Source organism: Cobetia sp. PS-4MA (genome assembly GCF_057670765.1).
Genome location: NZ_CM173107.1, coordinates 568,906 through 588,578 on the forward strand (window position 1 = coordinate 568,906; position 19,673 = coordinate 588,578).

The 19,673-nt window shown below is 60.9% G+C and carries 15 protein-coding genes and 2 tRNA genes; 11 read left to right on the forward strand and 6 right to left on the reverse strand.

What is annotated here, in order from left to right; genetic code table 11:
• The first annotated feature begins 61 nt into the window (after positions 1–61).
• Positions 62–1,495: an AAA family ATPase gene (locus AC26AR_RS02475; protein ID WP_488107501.1), complete on the forward strand. Its 1,434-nt coding sequence runs from the start codon at positions 62–64 to the stop codon at positions 1,493–1,495.
• Positions 1,496–1,543: 48 nt separating this feature from the next.
• Here the strand turns inward: AC26AR_RS02475 and AC26AR_RS02480 are convergent, their stop codons facing one another.
• Positions 1,544–2,152, reverse strand: coding sequence for a TetR/AcrR family transcriptional regulator (locus AC26AR_RS02480; protein WP_488107502.1), 609 nt, complete (start codon positions 2,150–2,152; stop codon positions 1,544–1,546).
• A 273-nt stretch (positions 2,153–2,425) separates the two neighbouring features.
• Here AC26AR_RS02480 and AC26AR_RS02485 point away from each other — a divergent pair, with 273 nt between their 5' ends.
• The 3 genes from AC26AR_RS02485 (at position 2,426) to AC26AR_RS02495 (ending at position 6,166) form a co-directional block, all read left to right on the forward strand.
• On the forward strand, positions 2,426–2,980 hold the full coding sequence (locus AC26AR_RS02485; protein WP_077379203.1) for a carboxymuconolactone decarboxylase family protein: 555 nt from the start codon (positions 2,426–2,428) through the stop codon (positions 2,978–2,980).
• Positions 2,981–3,778: 798 nt separating this feature from the next.
• Positions 3,779–4,831, forward strand: a complete 1,053-nt coding sequence (gene corA, locus AC26AR_RS02490; protein WP_279874661.1) for a magnesium/cobalt transporter CorA — start codon at positions 3,779–3,781, stop codon at positions 4,829–4,831.
• Positions 4,832–5,266: 435 nt separating this feature from the next.
• Complete coding sequence (locus AC26AR_RS02495) at positions 5,267–6,166, forward strand: LysR family transcriptional regulator (protein ID WP_043333112.1); 900 nt, start codon at positions 5,267–5,269, stop codon at positions 6,164–6,166.
• Between the two features lie 36 nt (positions 6,167–6,202).
• Here the strand turns inward: AC26AR_RS02495 and AC26AR_RS02500 are convergent, their stop codons facing one another.
• The 3 genes from AC26AR_RS02500 to cydD are packed head-to-tail and all read right to left on the reverse strand — an operon-like array spanning position 6,203 to position 10,723.
• Positions 6,203–7,066 (reverse strand): Rossmann-fold NAD(P)-binding domain-containing protein, encoded by an 864-nt coding sequence (locus tag AC26AR_RS02500; RefSeq protein ID WP_176503033.1) that lies wholly within the window; start codon positions 7,064–7,066, stop codon positions 6,203–6,205.
• A gap of 25 nt (positions 7,067–7,091) precedes the next feature.
• Positions 7,092–8,915 carry a thiol reductant ABC exporter subunit CydC gene (gene cydC, locus AC26AR_RS02505; protein ID WP_488107503.1) on the reverse strand — a complete coding sequence of 608 codons (1,824 nt, stop codon included), beginning with the start codon at positions 8,913–8,915 and terminating at the stop codon, positions 7,092–7,094.
• Entirely contained in the window at positions 8,912–10,723 is a 1,812-nt protein-coding gene (cydD, locus tag AC26AR_RS02510) for a thiol reductant ABC exporter subunit CydD (protein ID WP_488107504.1), read from the reverse strand. The genes cydC and cydD overlap by 4 nt, the downstream gene beginning before the upstream one ends.
• Before the next feature lie 301 nt (positions 10,724–11,024).
• Here cydD and gltX point away from each other — a divergent pair, with 301 nt between their 5' ends.
• The 3 genes from gltX to AC26AR_RS02525 all read left to right on the forward strand — a co-directional run bounded on the left by gltX (position 11,025) and on the right by AC26AR_RS02525 (position 12,866).
• Positions 11,025–12,500, forward strand: a complete 1,476-nt coding sequence (gene gltX, locus AC26AR_RS02515) for a glutamate--tRNA ligase (RefSeq protein WP_077379213.1) — start codon at positions 11,025–11,027, stop codon at positions 12,498–12,500.
• A gap of 196 nt (positions 12,501–12,696) precedes the next feature.
• Positions 12,697–12,772 (forward strand) — tRNA-Ala (locus AC26AR_RS02520).
• A gap of 18 nt (positions 12,773–12,790) precedes the next feature.
• A tRNA-Glu gene (locus AC26AR_RS02525) sits at positions 12,791–12,866 on the forward strand.
• 575 nt (positions 12,867–13,441) lie between these two features.
• Here AC26AR_RS02525 and AC26AR_RS02530 read toward each other — a convergent pair.
• Entirely contained in the window at positions 13,442–14,329 is an 888-nt protein-coding gene (locus AC26AR_RS02530; RefSeq protein WP_077379215.1) for an NAD(P)-dependent oxidoreductase, read from the reverse strand.
• A 239-nt stretch (positions 14,330–14,568) separates the two neighbouring features.
• A complete protein-coding gene (gltA, locus tag AC26AR_RS02535; RefSeq protein ID WP_077379217.1) occupies positions 14,569–15,855 on the reverse strand; it encodes a citrate synthase in 1,287 nt (428 codons plus the stop codon).
• A gap of 391 nt (positions 15,856–16,246) precedes the next feature.
• Between gltA and sdhC the strand changes: the two genes are divergently transcribed.
• From sdhC to AC26AR_RS02555, 4 genes are all read left to right on the forward strand, one after another.
• A complete protein-coding gene (gene sdhC / locus AC26AR_RS02540) occupies positions 16,247–16,624 on the forward strand; it encodes a succinate dehydrogenase, cytochrome b556 subunit (RefSeq protein ID WP_043333108.1) in 378 nt (125 codons plus the stop codon).
• Positions 16,618–16,965, forward strand: a complete 348-nt coding sequence (gene sdhD / locus AC26AR_RS02545; RefSeq protein ID WP_077379219.1) for a succinate dehydrogenase, hydrophobic membrane anchor protein — start codon at positions 16,618–16,620, stop codon at positions 16,963–16,965. The genes sdhC and sdhD overlap by 7 nt, the downstream gene beginning before the upstream one ends.
• Positions 16,966–16,968: 3 nt before the next feature.
• Positions 16,969–18,741, forward strand: coding sequence for a succinate dehydrogenase flavoprotein subunit (sdhA, locus tag AC26AR_RS02550; protein ID WP_077379221.1), 1,773 nt, complete (start codon positions 16,969–16,971; stop codon positions 18,739–18,741).
• A gap of 114 nt (positions 18,742–18,855) precedes the next feature.
• Entirely contained in the window at positions 18,856–19,560 is a 705-nt protein-coding gene (locus AC26AR_RS02555; RefSeq protein ID WP_077379223.1) for a succinate dehydrogenase iron-sulfur subunit, read from the forward strand.
• Positions 19,561–19,673 lie beyond the last annotated feature (113 nt).

The window sequence follows — 19,673 nt, forward strand, 5'->3', positions numbered from 1 at the left end:
AGGCCTTTTAAGATCAATAGAGTTACGAAAAGGTAGTTTAAGAGGCCTTACTAGATTTCTAATGCCTATTGATTATCCGATATTGGCAATAGCTGGTAGAAATGGAGCAGGAAAGTCAACAATGTTGGCTTTGGCTTGCTGTGCATTTCATAATAGTAATAAAAATGCATTTAGATTGAAAATGCGTAGAACAACTTACTATACATTTTCAGACTTTTTTGTTCAGCATACTGAAGAGCTGCCGCCTGAAGGCATTGAAATTTATTATAAAATTGCACATAACAGATGGAAGAAGACCGACGCCTTTCCTCAAGGTGAAGGGTTGGGTTATCAAAAACGCTGGAAGAGTAAAGGCGGCAAGTGGAATAACTATGCAGCTAGAGTAAATTCAAATGTGGTTTTTTTAGGTATCGATAGAATCGTCCCTCATAGTGAAAGGAGTCAATCTAGATCTTATTCTAAATCTTTTTTAGATGCTGACCCACACGGATGGGAGGACGATGTATCTAGTGCAGTAGGTCGTATTGTTGGAAAGACTTATGATAGTTTAAGGTACTTGGAGCATTCTAAATATAGCTTGCCTATTGTTCAGTGTGGAGATATAAAATATTCTGGACTAAATATGGGGGCAGGTGAAAATGCTTTATTTGAAATATTCCGAGTTTTGTACTCATGCCAAGAAGGCGCGTTAGTGGTTGTGGATGAAATTGAACTTGGTCTCCATATAGATGCTCAAAGAAAGTTGATGAATGAATTGAAAAAGATTTGCTCTAAAAGAAAGGTTCAGGTCATATGCACTACCCACTCTAAAGAGATATTTTCAAGTATACCTGCAGATGCTAGAAAGTTTGTCGAGCTAAACAATGGAGTTACGTCTATTATCGACGGCTTATCTCCAGATTATGCTATGTCAAAAATGGGGGCGAGAGAATTAAAGGAAATGGATGTATTGGTAGAGGATGGAGTAGCTCAGGAAATTTTGTCTTTGGCGCTTCCTACTAGTATTAGACAAAGGGTTAATATCGTTGTCATAGGATCGGCCACTGCACTTAGCAGTCAATTGTCAAGTGCTTTTCTAAGAAATAAAAATAGCTCTTTAATGGTCGTGTACGATGGTGATCAACGTAAGTTAGAGTCTGATAATTTAAAGTACGCGCGAAAAATAGTAGAGAATGCTAGTCCAGAATTTGATGATTGGATGAAAAAAAGAATTTCTTACCTACCAGGAGAAACTTGGCCAGAGGTCTGGCTTTTAGAAGCTAATAAGCCTTTTTTGAATAGTCTTTCTGAAGATCTTGAAGTTGATGAGTTGCAGCTTTTTGAATATATTGAATACGGTTTGCAAGCTGGCAAGCATAATGAGTTTAATGAATTGTCTAAAAACTTAGGGCTCAGTGTTTCTCAATGTATTCAAGCATTTGTTACAAATTTAAAAAAGAGAGATGGTGATGTGTTTAACGAAGTGGCTGCAGTTATAGAGGAGTCTCTAGGTTAAGAGAGATAGCGATTGCCATCTCTCTTTTATTTGGTGTCCGGTACGTGATCAATGTAGTTTCAGCGCCTCGATATCCTGGGCGATGTCTTCGGCGAGCTGGCGGACGGCGTCGCTTTCGCCTTCACGCTGGGCGTAGGCGCGCAGGCCCATGACTTCGGCCTGGAGGCGGCGACCGAGGCGTTCTGGCTGGTGAGCGGGGCGCTCGGGGTCGAGGAGTTCACCGGCGTCGCGGGCGTCCGCGAAGGCCTGGCGGAAGCGGGCTTCCATGCCGGCGAGCAGTGTCTCGACCTTGTCGCGGGCGGCCTGTTCGCGCTCACCGAGTTCCAGCAGGCTCTTGGCCAGCATGCAGGCGCGTGACGGGACTTCGCTGTCACGCAGTCCGCCGAGCTTGCGGATGTAGGCGGCGAGGGCGGTCAAGGGCGAGTCGTGGCTGGCCATCAGACTTTCCATCTCGCGCAGGCTGCGCGCGGAGTAGCACTCCAGCGCTTCCTGGAAGAGGCCATCCTTGCTGCCGAAGGTGGCGTAGATGCTGCCGGGACGCATGTCGAGCGCGCGCTCGATGTCCTTCAGCGAAGTGGCATGAAAGCCCTTCTGCCAGAAGAGATTCAGCGCCCGGTCGAGGGAGTCCTGGCGGTTGTGCAAGGTCGCGCGTGGCATGGCTGTCCTGACGATGGGGCTCGCGAGTGACGCCTGACTCCACACAGTGTGGAGGGGAGGCTGATCCCGAGGAGCAAGGTATTGAGTGAGTACTCAATTTTAACTTGAATGATCGCTCAAATCCAGCTAGTGTGTCCCACGACAACGTAGTGAAGCGCATGAGCAGGTCTTTTTTTGAGCAATTGCTCATCATCATGGGTAGCGACGACGTTCACGACGCCTCCCCAGCCCTGCCATTGCGCTCATCTCGTCCATCATATTGAAGGAGTCATCATGACCGATTTCACGCTGCACACTGCCGATACCGCCCCGCAGGACAGCAAGCCGCTGCTCGACAAGTCCGTCAAGGCCTTCGGCATGGTGCCGGGTCTGCACGCCGTGATGGCAGAGGCGCCGGGCCTGCTGGAAGGCTATCAGGTACTGCACCAGCTGTTCCTCGACAGCAGCTTCAATGATGAAGAGACCACCGTGGTGTGGCAGACCATCAATGTCGAGCACAACTGTCACTATTGCGTGCCGGCACACACCGGTATCGCCAAGGCGATGAAGGTGGATGACGCCATCACCGAGGCGCTGCGCAACGAGACGCCGCTGCCGACCGAGCGCCTGGAAGCCCTGCGCACCTTCACGCTGGCCGTGGTGCGTGAGCGTGGTTTCGTCGATGACGCTACCGTGCAGACCTTCCTCGATGCCGGCTACACCAAGCGCAACGTGCTGGAAGTGGTTCTTGGCCTGTCCCAGAAGGTGATGAGCAACTACACCAATCACCTGGCCGAGACGCCGATCGACGAGCCGTTCAAGAAGTTTGAATGGCACAAGCAAGGCTGAAGCCGCAGAACGGATGATGCATGACCTGCGAGAGGGGTGAAGCGCGCCGTCACTCAATCTTAATGAAAATATTTCTCATTAGTGTTGACGGACGCGTGCTCGCGACCTAATCTGGGGCCATCGCTTCCCCGCCATGGGCAGCGGTGCCCCGGTCAGTGGAGTCAGGCCCCTTTCCGGGAGGCTTCTCATCAGACGTTTTACGGTCCTTGCCAGCGGCTCCCCTCACGGGTGAGCCGCTTTTTTCATGCGCAAAAAAAGACGCCTCCTTCGCTTGCACGAGGGAGGCGTCCGGAAGCGCTTCTCGAGTCATTCGCTTTCCCTCTGCCAATGACAGGGAGGAAGGCTTGCGAGTCGAGCGGTGCTTCGTGCCCGCCAGAGTGTGGATGTCAGGTCCGAGGCGGGCGTCTCATCAGGCCAGTCACGACCTTGATATTCTGGCGGCATGATACGTCAGCTCATCGATGGAGGCCAGCCGTGATGGTGAGATAAACGCTGTCTCAATGGTTAATGAAAATAATTCTCATTGGTATTGACGGACGATCTGTCAGGGCATAATCTTGGGTCATCGCTTCCCGCCATGGAACGCGATGGCCAGAACAGCGGAGTCAGGCCCCTGTTCAGGTTTCTCCTCATCAAGCTAGTCACGGTCTTCGGGCGACTCTTCGAGTCGCCCTTTTTCTTGGCGGTGTCACGGCTGTCAGCGTCTGTCGCGCCTTTCTCCTGCCTCTGTCAGGCCCCGCACTCCCGGTATCTCGTCTAGAATGGCCCTTCCTTCAGGTCATTCACACGGGACCGTGCATGATTACCCTCTATCGCCTTCATGAAGACGGGCGCCTGCGTGGCGAGCAGATCGTGCTGCCCGACATGTCCGACGGCGAGGCGCCGCAGCTCGCCGACAGCCATGAGCAGGCCAGCGCCCTGCATGCCGAGCGGCTGGCCAGTGATGAGCTGGCACCTCCGGTACTGGTGCGTGGCGATGTGCTGTGGATCGACCTCTGCCAGCCCGATGAGGCCGAGCAGCGCTGGGTGAGCGAGCAGTTCAGCGTGGAGCTGCCGCAGATCGAGGAGCTCGAGGAGATCGAGTCGTCCTCGCGATTCTATCTGGCCGGCGATGGCATCCATGTCGTCTCGCTGTTTCCCCATCGCAGGGGGCGCGAACCGCAGACCGCCAACGTCGCCTTCCATCTGCACGGGCGGCAGCTGATCAGCATGCGTCACGAGGAGATCGGGCTGTTGCGGCTGTTCCGCAATCATCTGCGTCGCCAGCGCCTGAGTCCCCAGGATGGCTGGGACGTGCTGCTGGCATTGCTGGCGATGAAGGTCGATTACCTGGCCGATGAGATCGAGGACATCTATCGCGCGCTGGAGGTGCTGGGCAAGCAGGCGGTGCATCCTGAATCGCTGGAGGACACCCTGCATGGCATCCTGCTGCAGGAGCGCTACAACGACAAGGTGCGCCAGGCCCTGCTGGACAGTCAGCGGCTGTTGCGTCAGCTGACGCGCCATCTGCCCGCCGAGCCGCATCACAAGGCTCGGCGTCAGGAAATTCGCGACATGCTGCGCGATGTGGATTCGCTCAATCCGCACACCACCTTCATCTTCGAGAAGGTCAACTTCCTGCTGGATGCCTCGATCGGTTTCACCAACCTCGACCAGAGCCGCATCATCAAGATCTTCTCGGTCGCGGCAGTGGTGTTCATGCCGCCGACCCTGATCGCCAGCATCTACGGCATGAACTTCCACTGGATGCCGGAGCTGGACAAGGACTGGGGCTATCCCTTCGCGCTGTGCCTGATGGGGGCATCGGCTCTCTCGACCTACTTGTTCTTCAAGTGGAAGAAATGGTTGTAAGTCGCTGATCAAAGGCAAAAAAAAGCGCCTGGCGTCGTGAGACGGCCAAGCGCGCAAATAGCTTGCATTACTACACTGAAGATCGCCACCGAGGCCCGGGATGGGCCGACGGCGAAACCGCGCGTGCGGGTGTCGCCATGCAGACCAGTCACCGGGACCCGGTGGGATGAGCAGTGCAACTACCTGAGCGCGAACCTGAATCGCCTGACTGCGCCACGCAGGCCAGACGCTTCACGGTCTAGTCCGGAAGCAGACGGTCGATGCCGCGACGCGTCTGCTCCCGCATGTTCGAGGTGCCCAGTATAGGGCGACGCGCTTTGGAGAATAAGCGCGTACAATCGAAAACTAGGGTTTCCAATATGGAAACATGTTCGCGTGGTCACGCAGGACGCTCGTCAATGGGCGTCTGGAGCTGAATCAACTCTGGAGTATGGAATGGCGACGCTTGATGCCCTGCGGGTCTTCGTCGAGGTGGTACGAGCGGCGAGCTTCACGGCCGCCGCGAGACGCCTGGGAATTTCCAAGTCGCTGGCGTCCAAGCGCGTGGCGGCACTGGAGGAGCAGCTGGGGGTGAGTCTGATCAATCGCTCGACCCGCAAGCTGCACCTCACCGAGGCGGGGCGCATCTATTACGAGCACGGGCTGCGCATCCGCGAGGAGCTGGAATCCGCCGAGGCGCGGGTGCAGTCCGTCACCTCCCAGCCGATGGGCCAGCTCAAGGTCTCGGCGCAGGTGTCGTTCGGCTTCATGTATCTGGCCGCCCCGACCACCGCCTTCATGCGCCGTTATCCGGATGTCAGCGTCGAGATCCTGCTGGAGGATCAGCGCTTCGAGCCCATCGATGAGTCGGTGGATCTGGCGATTCGCATGGGGCCGTTGCCGGATTCCTCGATGGTCTCGCGGCCACTGTGCAAGGTGGTCTATGGCCTGTATGCGGCACCGGATTATCTGGCGCGCGTCAATGCCCCGCCGGTGCAGCCGCAGGACATCCGCGCCTTCGATACCATCTTCTACGGCAATTACGATCTGGGCGCTCACTGGCGCTTCACGCTCAACGGGCAGCCCTTCGATGTGGAGCCGGAGTCGCGGCTGGTGATCAACAATCTGCTCGGTGTGGTGGAGGCGGCCAAGGCCGGTTTCGGTCTCGCCTATCTGCCGACCTTTTCCGCGCGTGCAGCAGTGGAAAGCGGTGAGCTGGTGCCGTTGCTGCAGCCCTACTGGAATGAGCACGGCTCGATGGTGGTGCTGTTTCGCTCGCGCAAGTACCTGCCCGACAAGACGCGTGCCTATCTGGACTTCATCACCGAATGGTTTCAGGAGCACCTGCAGCTCTGATCGCCCCCGCAGCCTCTCTCGCCCCCGCAGCTTCCGTCACCAGTCGATCGGCTCGCCGGCCCAGTCACGGAAGCCGCCGCTGTCCTCTGGCGACAGCTCACCCGCCACCCGCAGCAGGCGACGCGCCACGTAGCCTGGCGTGAACAGCTTGTGCTCGGGGACCCGCGCCTGAAAGGGGGCCGAAAGCCCGGTATCGGTGGTGCCCGGATGCAGCGCGACCAACACAGCCTCGGGATTGCGGCGCGCGATCTCGATGGCGGCGGTCTTCAGCAGCATGTTGTGACTGGCCTTGCTGGCACGGTAGGCATACCAGCCGCCACTGCGGTTGTCGCTGATCGAGCCGACCCGCGCCGAGAGCGAGGCGAAGATCAGCGGCGTGCGCCGGCGTAGGCGTGGCGCGAGCATCCCCAGCAACAGGGCCGGGACGAAGGCATTGACCTGATGCAGGCGCGTCAGCGCGGCCATGTCGAGATCCTCGAGACGTTTCTCGGGCCACAGTGCCGCGTGCTGCTCAAAGGCTTCCTCATGCAGCAGCCCCATGGTGTTGAGGATCAGTGCCGGTGGTTGACCTGGCCTGGGCTCGTTCTCCTCGTGCTTCTCCTTGTTCTCCTCCTGCCCCGTGTCATCCAGTTGCTCGCGGAGCCAGTCTGCCAGCCGCGCCATGCCCTCGTCGGTGGTCAGGTCAGCCTGCAGTGAGGCAAGTGCGGGATGTGCCGGCAGACGCGAGACGTCACGGCTGACCGCCAGCACCCGGCCGCAGCGTTCGTGGGCGAGCAGCTCTTCGAGCATCGCGCGTCCGATACCGCCCCCTGCACCCGTCACCAGAGCGGTGAAGCCCTGTGGGAGGCGTGCAAAGGTGTCAGCGGCCAGTGGTTGATCCTTGAGTGTGGATTCCGTCATCGTCCCTCCCGCGAAAGCGTTCAAGTCAGGTTTGATTCGTGGTGCGCGCCATCAGGCGTGCCAGCCGCGAGTCGGCCTGCAGTGTGGTCGGCGTGGCATCTTCCTTGAGTCTCCCTTCTTCCAGCAGTGCCAGACGCGCAAAGCGCTCAAGCCCCAGCGGCTGATGGGTGATCATGATCAGGCTGCGTCCCCGGCAGGCCGTGAGAATCGCGCTGATCACCCGCTCGGCACTCTCGCGATCCAGACCTTCACAGGGCTCGTCGAGCAGCACGATCGGGGCGGGCGAGAGCAGCGCCCGTGCCACGCCGAAGCGACGCAGCTGGCCTCCGGACAGCGAACGGCCCCCCTCATCCGGGAAGCCAGCCAACCCCTGCGGCTGTCGGGCCAGCCACTCGCCAAGCCCCAGGCTTTCCAGCATGTGGATGAGTGTCGCATCACTGGCCTCAGGCGCGGCCAGGCGCAGATTGTCAGCGTAGCTTGCGCAGAACAGATGCGTGTCCTGCGGACAGACGGCGAAGCTTGCGCGCAGTGTGGCCTCGTCGAGAGACTCAAGCGCCACACCGCCCAGATGAATGCTGCCGGAATTCGGGGCATGGAAGCGGCTGAGCACTTCCAGCAGGGTGCTCTTGCCGCTGCCGGAGGGGCCAAGCAAGGCCAGATGCTCGCCCGCTGCCAGGCTCAGCGACAGCTGCTCGAGCACCTGAGTGTCGCCATGCGCGACATTCAGGTCATGGATCACCAGTTCATGCCCGACAGGCGTGGCGGCGGCGGAGTCCTCCGGAAACTGTGGCGCCGGGGTATCGGCCTGTACCTGGTTGAGGCGCGCGGCCGCCGACAGGCAGCGGCCCAGCCCCTGCCAGGCCAGCGGCAGGGGGGCGAGGGCTTCGAAGGCACCGAGGATCGCCAGCAGAAACAGCGCCAGCAGGCGGCCGTCGAGCAGCTCGCCGGCATGGGCGGTCACGTCACCGACAGCCGTCTGCGTCTGGGGCGCCATCTGCATGACGCCGAGCAGGGCGACCCCTGCCAGCGTCAGCCCCAGCAGGGTATGGCTCAGCCAGGTGGCTAGCGCCTGACGACGCGCCTGGGAGCGCTCGATGCGATCACGCTCGGCCTGTTGCTCCGCCAGGCTGGCAAGTTCTGCCTGCCAGCGTCCGTAGATGACCAGCTCGCCCAGGCCCTGCAGTCGCTCCAGCAGACGGGCACGCAGGTGACTGGCGGAGGCCTGATGGCGCATGGCATCGCGGCTGCCAAGATGCCATGCCAGCCACGGCACCAGCCCCCCGGTCAGCGCCAGCCCCAGCACGGTGATCAGCGCCAATGTCGGCGCGAAGACGCCGATCAGCGTACCGGCGGCGAGGATGGCACACACCGCCACCAGTGACGGAATCAGCACGCGCACATAGAGGCTGTCGAGAGCATCGACATCCGCGCCCAGACGCGTCATCAGCTCGCCCTGCCCGGCACGCTGCAGAGCGGCGGGGGAGAGGGGTTCGATGGCGTCGAACAGACGACGACGCAGGCTGGCCAGCAGGCGCAGCGTGCCTTCGTGGGTGGTGACGCGCTCGCCATAGCGTCCGGCGGTGCGCGCCAGTGCCAGTCCGCGCACGCCAGCTGCGGGAGTGAAGAAGTTGAAGGCCTGGGTGGCCGCGACGCTCACGCCGGCTACGGCAGTCGCGGAAAGAAACCATCCCGACAGCGCCAGCAGCCCGGTGGCTGCCAGCAGGGTGATCAGCGCCAGCAGGGCGCCGACACCCAGCCAGCCCCGGTGCTCACGCATCAACGCCAGATAGGGACTCAGTTCGCCAAGCGATGGTGGCCGGGCGGTCGGGGGGACGTCAGGGGGTATCATGCATCACCTCGCGGGCTGGAGGCCTGCAGGTGTCGATCTTCCACCAGGCGGCCGCCTTCGAGACGGATCAGCCGCTGGCAGAGTGGCAGCAGTTCGGGACGATGCGTGAGCAGCAGCAGAGTGCGGCCTTCGCCGAGGCGTTGCAGTGCCCGGATCACGCGCGCCTCGCTCTCGGCATCCAGACTGGCGGTGGGTTCGTCCAGCAGCACCAGCGGCGCATCATGCAGGAAGGCGCGTGCCAGCGACAGGCGGCGTGCCTGCCCACCGGACAGTGGCTGACCGCCCTCGCCAAGCGGTGTCGCGAGTCCGCGGGGCAGGCTGGCGTGCCATGTGGACAGGTCGGCCTTGGCCAGCGCGGCCTCGAGTTCGTCGTCGCTGGCCTGAGGCTTTGCCAGTCGCAGGTTGTCGGCCAGCGTGCCGGACAGGACCACCGTTTCCTGGCCCACCCAGGTGGCCGTGCCGGCCGGGAGACCCTGGGTCAAGGGATGTCCATTCAGAGACAGCATGCCGTCGGCGACCTCGACGAAGCCCAGCAGCAGGTTGAGCAGTGTCGACTTGCCTGCCCCCGAAGAGCCGGTGATGGCGATTCGTTCACCGGCGGCGATCTGCAGTGACAGCGGGCCCAGCGCGGGGGGCGTGTCCGGGAGCTGGCCGGCATGGCGCACGCTCACGTCCTGCAATCTCAGGGCGCTGAAGGTGATGGGGCGGGTCGCGCTGCGAGGCGGCGCGGTGTTCACGTCGTCAGCCGTCTGCTGACGGGAGAAGGGGGTGGCACCGACGATCGGCGCCAGGTCGAGCGCGGCCGCTTCGGCCTCGGCCTTGGCGTGATAGTGCACGCCCAGCTCGCGCAGCGGCTGATAGAACTCGGGCGCCAGCACCAGAATGAACAGGGCGGTCTGCAGCGTCAGCGGTGCCTCGTCCCAGGTGCCGAACTGCAAATGACCGAGGAAGTGAAAGCCGAGATAGACCGCCAGCAGCGCGATGGACACGGCGGTAAAGAATTCCAGCACCGTGGAGGACAGGAAGGCGAGGCGCAGCACGCGCATGGTGCGCTTGCGAAAGGCGTGACTGACGGCCTCGACCTGGGCGCCGCGTCTGGCGCTGCCGAACAGCTTGAGCGTCTTCAGGCCGGTGAGCAGGTCCATGAAGTGGCGTCCCATGCGGTCCATCTCCTGGAATTGCTCGCGGGAGCGCTTGCGCGCCGCGATCCCGACCAGAATCATGAAGATGGGCACCAGCGGGGCGGTGATCGCCAGAATCAGGCCCGCCGCCCAGTTGAGCGGAAAGACGACCGCCAGCAGCAGCAACGGGATGAGCCCGGCCAGGCGAGTCTGGGGGCGAAAATCGGCGTAATAGCCATGCAGCGACTCGACCTGGTCCCAGACACGGTTGGCGAGACTGGCGCGGTGCTGGCGATGCACCCACAGCGGGCCGAGTTCGGCGAAGCGCTGCAATAGACGCTCTCGCAGGCGGCGACGAATCTGCTGACTGGCACGGGTGCCAGCGTAGCTGCGCAGCCCGCCAAGCGCGCCTCGCAGCGAGAGGCTGGCGGCGAGTACCGCGATGGCCGGCCACAGTGTCATGAGCGACTCGCGCTCGATCGCCACGCCCTGGGCGAGGCGCGCGATGCTCCACGCCTGTGCCAGCAGCACCAGGGTCGAGAGCAGGGCGCAGCCGATGGCGATGTTCGGCCAGTGGCCGCCAGCTCGAGCCAGGGTCTCCAGCCAGCGGCGCGGCACGAACTCAGGCGACGAGGCATCGGCGTGAAGGGGGGAGGCAACATCAGACGAGGCGGTGGTTCGGGACATGCTGGCTCCTGCCGGTGGTGGCAGAGGGGATGGTGAGAAGGCGCGGGCACCAGGCGTCACGGCGGACGATCATCGGGCGTCAGCTTACCGCCGTGGAGGCGTTGGCACACGGTGACGCACTGTCGCACATCTTCACCTTGCGTATAATATGCCCCCAGTACAGGCTGCCGAATTGAAGCGTGTTGGCCGGGCACCACTTGCCAGGCTGGTTCGAGATCTTGTCGCGCCTCGCGCCCGGCCGTCATCTCGAGACGCTTTTCGACACCCTTCTTGACACTCCCCCTGAAATACTGGACTCCACATGACCGTTCGTACGCGTATCGCACCGTCGCCGACTGGTGATCCCCACGTCGGCACTGCCTATATCGCCCTGTTCAACCAGTGCTTCGCTCGTCAGCACGGTGGCGAGTTCATTCTGCGTATCGAGGATACCGATCAGACCCGCTCCACCGGTGAGTCCGAGCAGATGATTCTCGACTCGCTGCGCTGGCTGGGCATCGAATGGTCGGAAGGTCCGGATGTCGGCGGCCCCCATGGTCCGTATCGCCAGAGCGAGCGTGGCGACATCTATGCCGCGCATTGCCAGCAACTGATCGATGCCGGCCACGCCTTCAAGTGCTTCCGCACCAGCGAGGAGCTGGATGAGCTGCGCGACTCCCGCAAGGCCGAAGGTCTGCACATGGCGCTCAAGCCGTCCGATCTCGCCCTGCCGGCCGAGGAAGTGGCACGTCGTGAAGCGGCGGGTGCGCCCTTCGTCATCCGCATGAACGTACCGGAAAGCGGTACCTGTGTGGTCAAGGACATGCTGCGCGGCGAGATCGAGGTCGACTGGGCCCAGGTCGATGCGCAGATCCTGCTCAAGTCCGATGGCATGCCGACCTACCATCTGGCCAACGTGGTGGATGATCACCTGATGGAGATCACCCACGTGATGCGCGGTGAGGAGTGGATCAACTCGGCGCCCAAGCATCAGCTGCTGTATGAGTACTTCGGCTGGCAGATGCCGGAGCTTTGCCACATGCCGCTGCTGCGCAATCCGGACAAGACCAAGCTGTCCAAGCGCAAGAACCCGACGTCCATCCTGTATTACCGCCGCATGGGCTATCTGCCGGCAGCCGTGATCAACTATCTCGGGCGTCTCGGCTGGTCCATGCCGGACGAGCGCGAGAAGTTCACGCTGAGCGAGATGCAGGAGCACTTCGACATCCAGCGCGTCTCCCTTGGCGGCCCGGTGTTCGATGTCGAGAAGCTCAGCTGGCTGAACGGTCTCTACATCCGTGACCTGTCCGAGGACGAGCTGCTGAGCGAGCTGCGTCAATGGGCCTTCAACGAGTCCTACGTCAAGCAGATCCTGCCGGAAGTGAAGCCGCGCATCGAGACGCTGTCCGAGGCGATTCCGCTGGCGGGGCACTTCTTCTCCGGACTGCCGGCCATCACGCCGGACGACTTCGCCAAGGCCAAGCTTCAGGGCGAAGATCTGGTGCGTCAGATGCAGTTCCTGACCTGGAAGCTCGAGGCCGTGAGCACCTGGGACAAGGAGCACCTGCTGGCGGAAGTGAAGCTGCTGTCCGAGCACTTCGAACTCAAGATGAAGGACTTCCTGGCGCCGGTATTCGTGGCGGTGACTGGCTCGGCGACCTCCACCTCGGTGATGGATGCGATGGTCATTCTCGGTTCCGACATGACCCGTGCACGTCTGCGTCATGCCGTGGCAGTGCTGGGTGGCGTCTCCAAAAAGGCTGCCAAGCGCTTCGAGAAGGAATATCGCGAGCTGTAAGGGTGTCAGTGATACCTGAAGGGCCCCCATGGCGAACGTGTGTCATGGGGGTATGCGCTGCAGCAGGGCGCTGAGCCTTCTCAAGGCGCTGTCGGACTGCCCTGGTGGCCCTGATGAGGCGCGCGACGGAATTGTGTGAAAAAGAAGTTGACGACTACGAGGCGGGTCAGTAATATACGCCTCGTTCTTGAGAGACGGGGCCTTAGCTCAGCTGGGAGAGCGCAACACTGGCAGTGTTGAGGTCAGCGGTTCGATCCCGCTAGGCTCCACCAAGTTTCTCAAGCGACTGCGTCCCATTCGTCTAGTGGTCCAGGACACCGCCCTTTCACGGCGGTAACAGGGGTTCGAACCCCCTATGGGACGCCACTCTTCTGACATCTCGAGTCGCCTGTGATGGCCTCGGGAAGTCAACAAAAAGCACACCTTGCGGGGTGTGTTTTTTTTGTCTCTGATTTCGGCTTATGCACAGCCGGTGTGTCGCCCGAAACGCATGTTATCCCCAAGTCGCCCTTGACATCGCTGTTGTGTTGTCCACTGCGCGGCCAGGACGTGAACTTTCCTCATACTCCCCCTCGAAGTGCGGCCATCCGGTCTGCGCTTGCTCTTGCATGCCAAAATTTTCTTTTATATCAATGGCTTATAAGCTGGTTAAAAATTGTGCAATCTGTTGGTAAGCCCGCTGTCATGCAGGTTGGAAGCGCTTGTCTAAGGGTTATCAACGAGGTTATCCACAGATAGTGTGGAAAAAGGCAGCGCAGCGTGACGGTGACAGGGTTGTTGCAATGCGGCATCAAGAAAGCGCCGATTCCAACGTCTCGCTGACGCTGGAATCGGCGCTTTTCATCGGGCGGCTTGCACGGCTAGCAGGACGTCATTCGTTCAGTGCCCGATTCGCTGCGCGATGACGCGGGCGAGGCCGCTTCGAGAGGGGAGGGCTCGCCTCATCTGGCCAGGCGCTTGAGCAGCGAGGAGGTGTCCCAGCGGCCGCCCCCCATGCTCTGGACGTCGGCATAGAACTGATCGACCAGCGCCGTCACCGGCAGGCTTGCCTCGATGCGGCGTGCCTCCGCCAGACAGATGTCGAGGTCCTTGCGCATCCAGTCGACGGCGAAGCCGTGCTCGTACTCATCGCGGATCATGGTGGCGTGTCGGTTCTCCATCTGCCACGAGCCCGCTGCACCCTTGGAGATCACCTCGATCACCGCCTCACGATCCAGTCCCGCCTGCTCGGCGAAGTGCAGTCCCTCGGAGAGCGCCTGAACCAGTCCGGCGATGCAGATCTGGTTGACCATCTTGGTGGTCTGGCCGGCGCCGGTCTCCCCGATACGCTTCACCATGCGCCCGTAATGCGCCAGTACCGGTGCTGCGCGCTCGTAATCTTGCGGGTCACCGCCGCACATGATGGTCAGCGCGCCATTGATGGCCCCCTGCTGGCCGCCAGACACGGGGGCGTCCACGAAGCCGACCGAATGCTCGCGCGCCGCCACGGACAGCTCTCGCGCCAGATCAGCGCTGGCCGTGGTGTGATCCACCAGCAGCCCTCCCTCCGACAGTCCGGCCAGTACGCCATCGGCGCCGTAGGTGACGCTGCGCACGTCATCATCATTGCCGACGCACATCAGCACGATCTCGGCGCCTTCCGCGGCTTCTCGCGGCGTGGCGTGATGGGTGCCGCCGTACTCCTCGCACCACTGTTCGGCGCGCGAGCGGGTCCGGTTGTAGACGCGCACTTCCCATCCTGCGCGTGTCAAGTGGCCGGCCATGGGGTGACCCATGACGCCGAGTCCGATGAAGGCGGCAATGCGTGGCGTTGCGTGTGTCTCTGACATGCGAAGGGCTCCTGGCCATCTATCAGCGAAAGGCGGACTTGCTGGGCATGACGGCGGTGTCGGTACCGCGTGACATTACGCTAGCACGTCTGGCGTGGGGCGAGGGACTGTATATGACTGATGGCTTGTGCAGGAGGGGTGACAGGGGCGTGAGGCAGGCGAGCAGGGCAGGGGCGTCAGAAACGAAAAAACCGCCTCCTGAGAGGCGGTTTCGGTCGGCTGCCGGGGTGCGACGTGGCTTACTTGGCCGGGTAGTCGCGCTGCGGGTGGCCGGTGTAGAGCTGGCGCGGGCGGCCGATACGATGGCCGCCGGCGATCATCTCGTTCCAGTGGGAGATCCAGCCGATGGTGCGTGACATGGCGAAGATGACCGTGAACATGTTGGTCGGGATGCCGATCGCCTTGAGGATGATGCCGGAGTAGAAGTCGACATTCGGGTACAGCTTGCGCTCGATGAAGTACTCGTCTTCCAGTGCGATCTGCTCCAGACGCTTGGCGATCTTGAGTTGCGGATCGTCGGCCATGCCCAGCTGCTCCAGCACCTCGTCACAGGTCTCCTTCATGACCTTGGCGCGCGGATCGAAGTTGCGATAGACGCGGTGACCGAAGCCCATCAGCTTGAACGGGTCATCCTTGTCCTTGGCCTTGTCGATGAAGCGTTGGATGTTCTCCTCGGAATCCTCACCGATCTCATCGAGCATGTTGAGCACGGCCTCGTTGGCGCCGCCGTGTGCCGGGCCCCAGAGTGCCGCGATGCCGGCGCTGATGCAGGCGAACGGATTGGCACCGGTGGAGCCTGCCAGACGCACGGTGGAGGTCGAGGCATTCTGCTCGTGGTCGGCGTGGAGCATGAAGATGGTGTCCATCGCCTTGGCGAACACCGGGTTGATCTTGTACTCCTCACACGGATTGCCGAACATCATGTACAGGAAGTTCTCGCCGTAGGAGAGGTCATTGCGCGGGTACATGAACGGCTGGCCGATGTTGTACTTGTGGCACATGGCCGCAAGGGTCGGCATCTTGGCGATCAGGCGCACCGCACTGACGTAGCGTTCCTTCTCGTTGTTGATGTTCAGGTTGTCGTGGTAGAAGGCGGCCAGGCCACCGACGACGCCACACAGGATCGCCATCGGGTGGGCATCACGACGGAAGCCCTTGAAGAAGTTGACGATCTGCTCGTGCACCATGGTGTGGTTGCCGATCAGTTGCGCGAACTTGTCGTACTCTTCCTTGTTCGGCAGCTCTCCGAACAGCAGCAGGTAGCACAGCTCTATATAGTTGGAGCTCTTGGCCAGCTGGTCGATGGGGTAGCCGCGATGCAGCAGGACGCCTTTCTGGCCATCGATGAAGGTGATGGAAGATTCGCAGGCGGCGGTGGAGACGAAGCCCGGGTCGTAGGTGAACATGCCTTCGGCGGTCAGGCCGCGGACATCGATGACGTCCTGGCCGAGCGTGCCGGAATAGACCGGAAATTCGATGGTCTTGTCGATACCGTCTACCGTCAGTGTCGCTTTCTTGTCAGTCATGCCGACCTCCTCATTATTCGCGTAACTCTTTGACTTGCTTGCCATGCCGGGCTTGCATCAATCCCGCCCACTATAGAAGCCCGCCAAAGATTGTCAATTCGCCACTCGGCGTAGAGACGTGCGATGCTGCGCTGTGCGTCAGTTTCCCGACGTTTGTCGTTCCATGCCCTTCAGGTTGCGTCCTGATCGCCGCATTTTGTGCAATTCGTGGTTGCGGCTATGCGACGTCGTGTCATTTGTCATGCCAATGGCCAACCCCTATAATCCTCCGTCGCGCGACTGGCGGGAAATTCGGCTCGGTACCGTGGATGGCCTGCGCCCGAGACCCTTCCTCAAACCACCGCCCCTGCGGGCTTGCGTCCGTGTTGGGCCAAGAGAGTGTGTAAGAGCCGTGAATAGCAAACGACCCGTAAATCTCGATCTGACGACGATCAAATTCCCTCTCCCTGCCCTTACTTCAATCACTCACCGTATTACCGGCGTGATTCTGTTCGTGGGCCTGGTGTTCGCGTTGTGGGCACTCGATGCCTCGCTGTCCTCCCCGGAAGGGTTCGAGGCAGTGCGTGACACCCTGGCAACCAATTTCCTTGCCAAGATCGTGGCCTGGGGCCTGCTGTCAGCCCTCGGTTTCCATTTCGTGGCAGGTATCAAGCACCTGCTGATGGACATGGATATTGGTGTCGAACTTGAAAGTGCGAATCGCAAGGCGCAGGTCACTGTCGTGATCAGTGCCGTTCTCGTGGTCCTGGCGGGAGTCTGGGTATGGTAAACAACATCACCAATTTCAGTCGCAGTGGTCTGTCTGACTGGGTGCTGCAGCGTGTGTCTGCCGTGGTTCTGGCAGCCTATTCCGTGTTCATGGTCGGCTATCTCCTGCTGCACCCGAACCTCGATTACGCCACCTGGAGTGGTCTGTTCGAGAACACGGCAATGCGCATCTTCTCTCTGATGGCATTCATCGCGATTGCCGCACACGCCTGGATCGGTCTGTGGACCGTGGCGACCGATTACATGAAGCCGACCGCGCTGCGCTTCGGTTTCCAGGTCTTCGTCATCCTTGCGTTGTTCATCTTCTTGGTCTGGGGCGTTCAAGTCCTGTGGGGAGCCTGATACATGTCCACCATGCGTAGCCTGACATTCGACGCGATCATCATCGGCGGCGGCGGCGCTGGCCTGCGTGCCGGTCTCGAACTGTCCCAGTCCGGCAAGAAGACTGCCGTGCTGTCCAAGGTCTTCCCGACCCGCTCGCACACTGTCTCTGCCCAGGGCGGTATCACCTGTGCCATCGCCTCTGCTGATCCGAACGACGATTGGCGCTGGCACATGTATGACACCGTCAAGGGCGGTGATTACATCGCTGACCAGGACGCGGCTGAATACATGTGTACCGAAGGCCCGAAGGCGGTCTTCGAGCTGGAGCACATGGGTCTGCCGTTCTCTCGCTTCGACAATGGCCGCATCTATCAGCGTCCGTTCGGTGGCCAGTCCAAGGACTTCGGCAAGGGTGGCCAGGCAGCACGTACGTGCGCCGCGGCTGACCGTACCGGCCACGCGCTGCTGCATACGCTGTATCAGGCCAACCTGAAAAACGGCACCGTCTTCCTCGACGAGTGGTACGCCATCGATCTGGTCAAGAATGCCAACGGCGACATCGTCGGCGTGATTGCCCTGTGCATCGAGACTGGCGAGACCGTCGTCGTCAAGTCCAAGGCCACCGTTCTGGCCACCGGTGGTGCGGGCCGTATCTACGCCTCCACCACCAATGCCCTGATCAACACCGGTGACGGTATCGGCATGGCACTGCGTGCCGGCCTGCCGGTCCAGGACATGGAAATGTGGCAGTTCCACCCGACCGGTATCCACGGTGCGGGCGTGCTGGTCACGGAAGGCTGCCGTGGTGAAGGTGGCTACCTGGTCAACAAGGACGGCGAGCGCTTCATGGAGCGTTACGCGCCGAATGCCAAGGACCTCGCGGGCCGTGACGTCGTCGCGCGCTCCATGGTCATGGAGATCCTCGAAGGTCGTGGTTGTGGCGAGAATGGCGATCACGTCTTCCTGAAGCTGGATCACCTCGGTGAGGAAGTGCTCAACAAGCGCCTGCCGGGTATCTCCGAGCTGTCCAAGACCTTCGCGCACGTCGATCCGACCAACGCGCCGATCCCGGTCGTGCCGACCTGTCACTACATGATGGGCGGTATCGCCACCAACGTGCACGGTCAGGCCATCGCGCAGAACGAAGACGGCACCGACCGCATCGTCAACGGCCTCTATGCCGTGGGTGAAGTGGCCTGCGTCTCCGTTCACGGTGCCAACCGTCTGGGCGGCAACTCGCTGCTGGATCTGGTTGTCTTCGGCCGCGCGGCAGGCAAGTACATCGAGAGCGCGCTCAACGAAGGCATCGAGTACCTCGAGCCGACCCAGAGCGACATCGATTCTGCCCTGGTGCGTCTGAATCGCTGGAACGAGTCTGAAAGCGGCGAGTCCGTGCCGGAACTCAAGCGCGAACTGCAGCAGATCATGCAGAACTCCTTCGGCGTCTTCCGTCAGGAAGACAAGATGGAAGAAGGCGTCAAGCAGCTGTCCGAGCTGCGTGAGCGTATCGCCAAGGCGGGGCTGGCTGACAAGTCCCAGGTCTTCAATACCGCGCGTATCGAAGCCCTTGAGCTGGACAACCTGATGGAAGTGGCGGAAGCCACCGCCATTGCGGCCCTGACCCGCAAGGAAAGCCGTGGTGCCCACTCCCGTTACGACTTCCCGGATCGTGATGACGAGAACTGGCTCAAGCACTCTCTGTTCTTCCCGAACGAGAAGCGTGTCGGCAAGCGTGACGTGAACTTCGCGCCGAAGACCGTCGAGCGTTTCGAGCCGAAGATTCGTACCTACTGAGTCTGACAAGCACCAGTTCGCACTCGCTCGAGTTCACGCTCGCTTGAGTTCGCCGTGATCCAGGTGCGTGCAGGGCATCGCACGCACCTGACCCGTTTGCCCGGAGGGGAAACCATGCTTCAGGTATCCATATACCGCTACAACCCTGAAACCGATACTGCGCCGTACATGCAGGAGTTTCAGGTCGACACCCAGGGCCGTGACCTGATGGTGTTGAACGTGATGGAAATGCTCAAGGAACAGGACAGCTCGCTGGCCTATCGTCGCAGCTGCCGCGAAGGTGTCTGCGGTTCCGACGGCATGAACATGAACGGCAAGAACGGCCTGACCTGTGTCACCGCGCTGTCCGAAGTCGTCAAGGACAACAAGCTGGTGCTGCGTCCGTTGCCGGGCCTGCCGGTCGTGCGTGACCTGGTCGTCGACATGAGCCTGTTCTACAAGCAGTACGAGCGCATCCAGCCGTACCTGCTCAACGACACGCCGGCCCCGGCCATCGAGCGTCTGCAGTCGCCGGAAGACCGCGACAAGCTCGACGGTCTCTATGAATGCATCCTGTGTGCCTGCTGCTCGACGGCCTGCCCGTCCTTCTGGTGGAACCCGGACAAGTTCGTCGGTCCGAGTGGTCTGCTGCAGGCCTATCGCTTCCTGGCCGACTCGCGTGACACGGCCACCAAGGAGCGTCTGAGCGAACTGGACGACCCGTTCTCCGTATTCCGCTGTCGCGGAATCATGAATTGTGTCGCGGTTTGCCCGAAAGGTCTGAACCCGACACGTGCCATCGGCAAGATTCGTGAGCTTTTGCTGGCAAACGCCACTTAAAAGCCGAGCGCTAGCTTGTTATGATTGCACGTCAGCTGCGGCAGGGTGTCACACCTTGTCGCAGCGCACAGCTTGCTGGAGCCGGTGCCTTGTGCACCGGCTTTTGACGATAA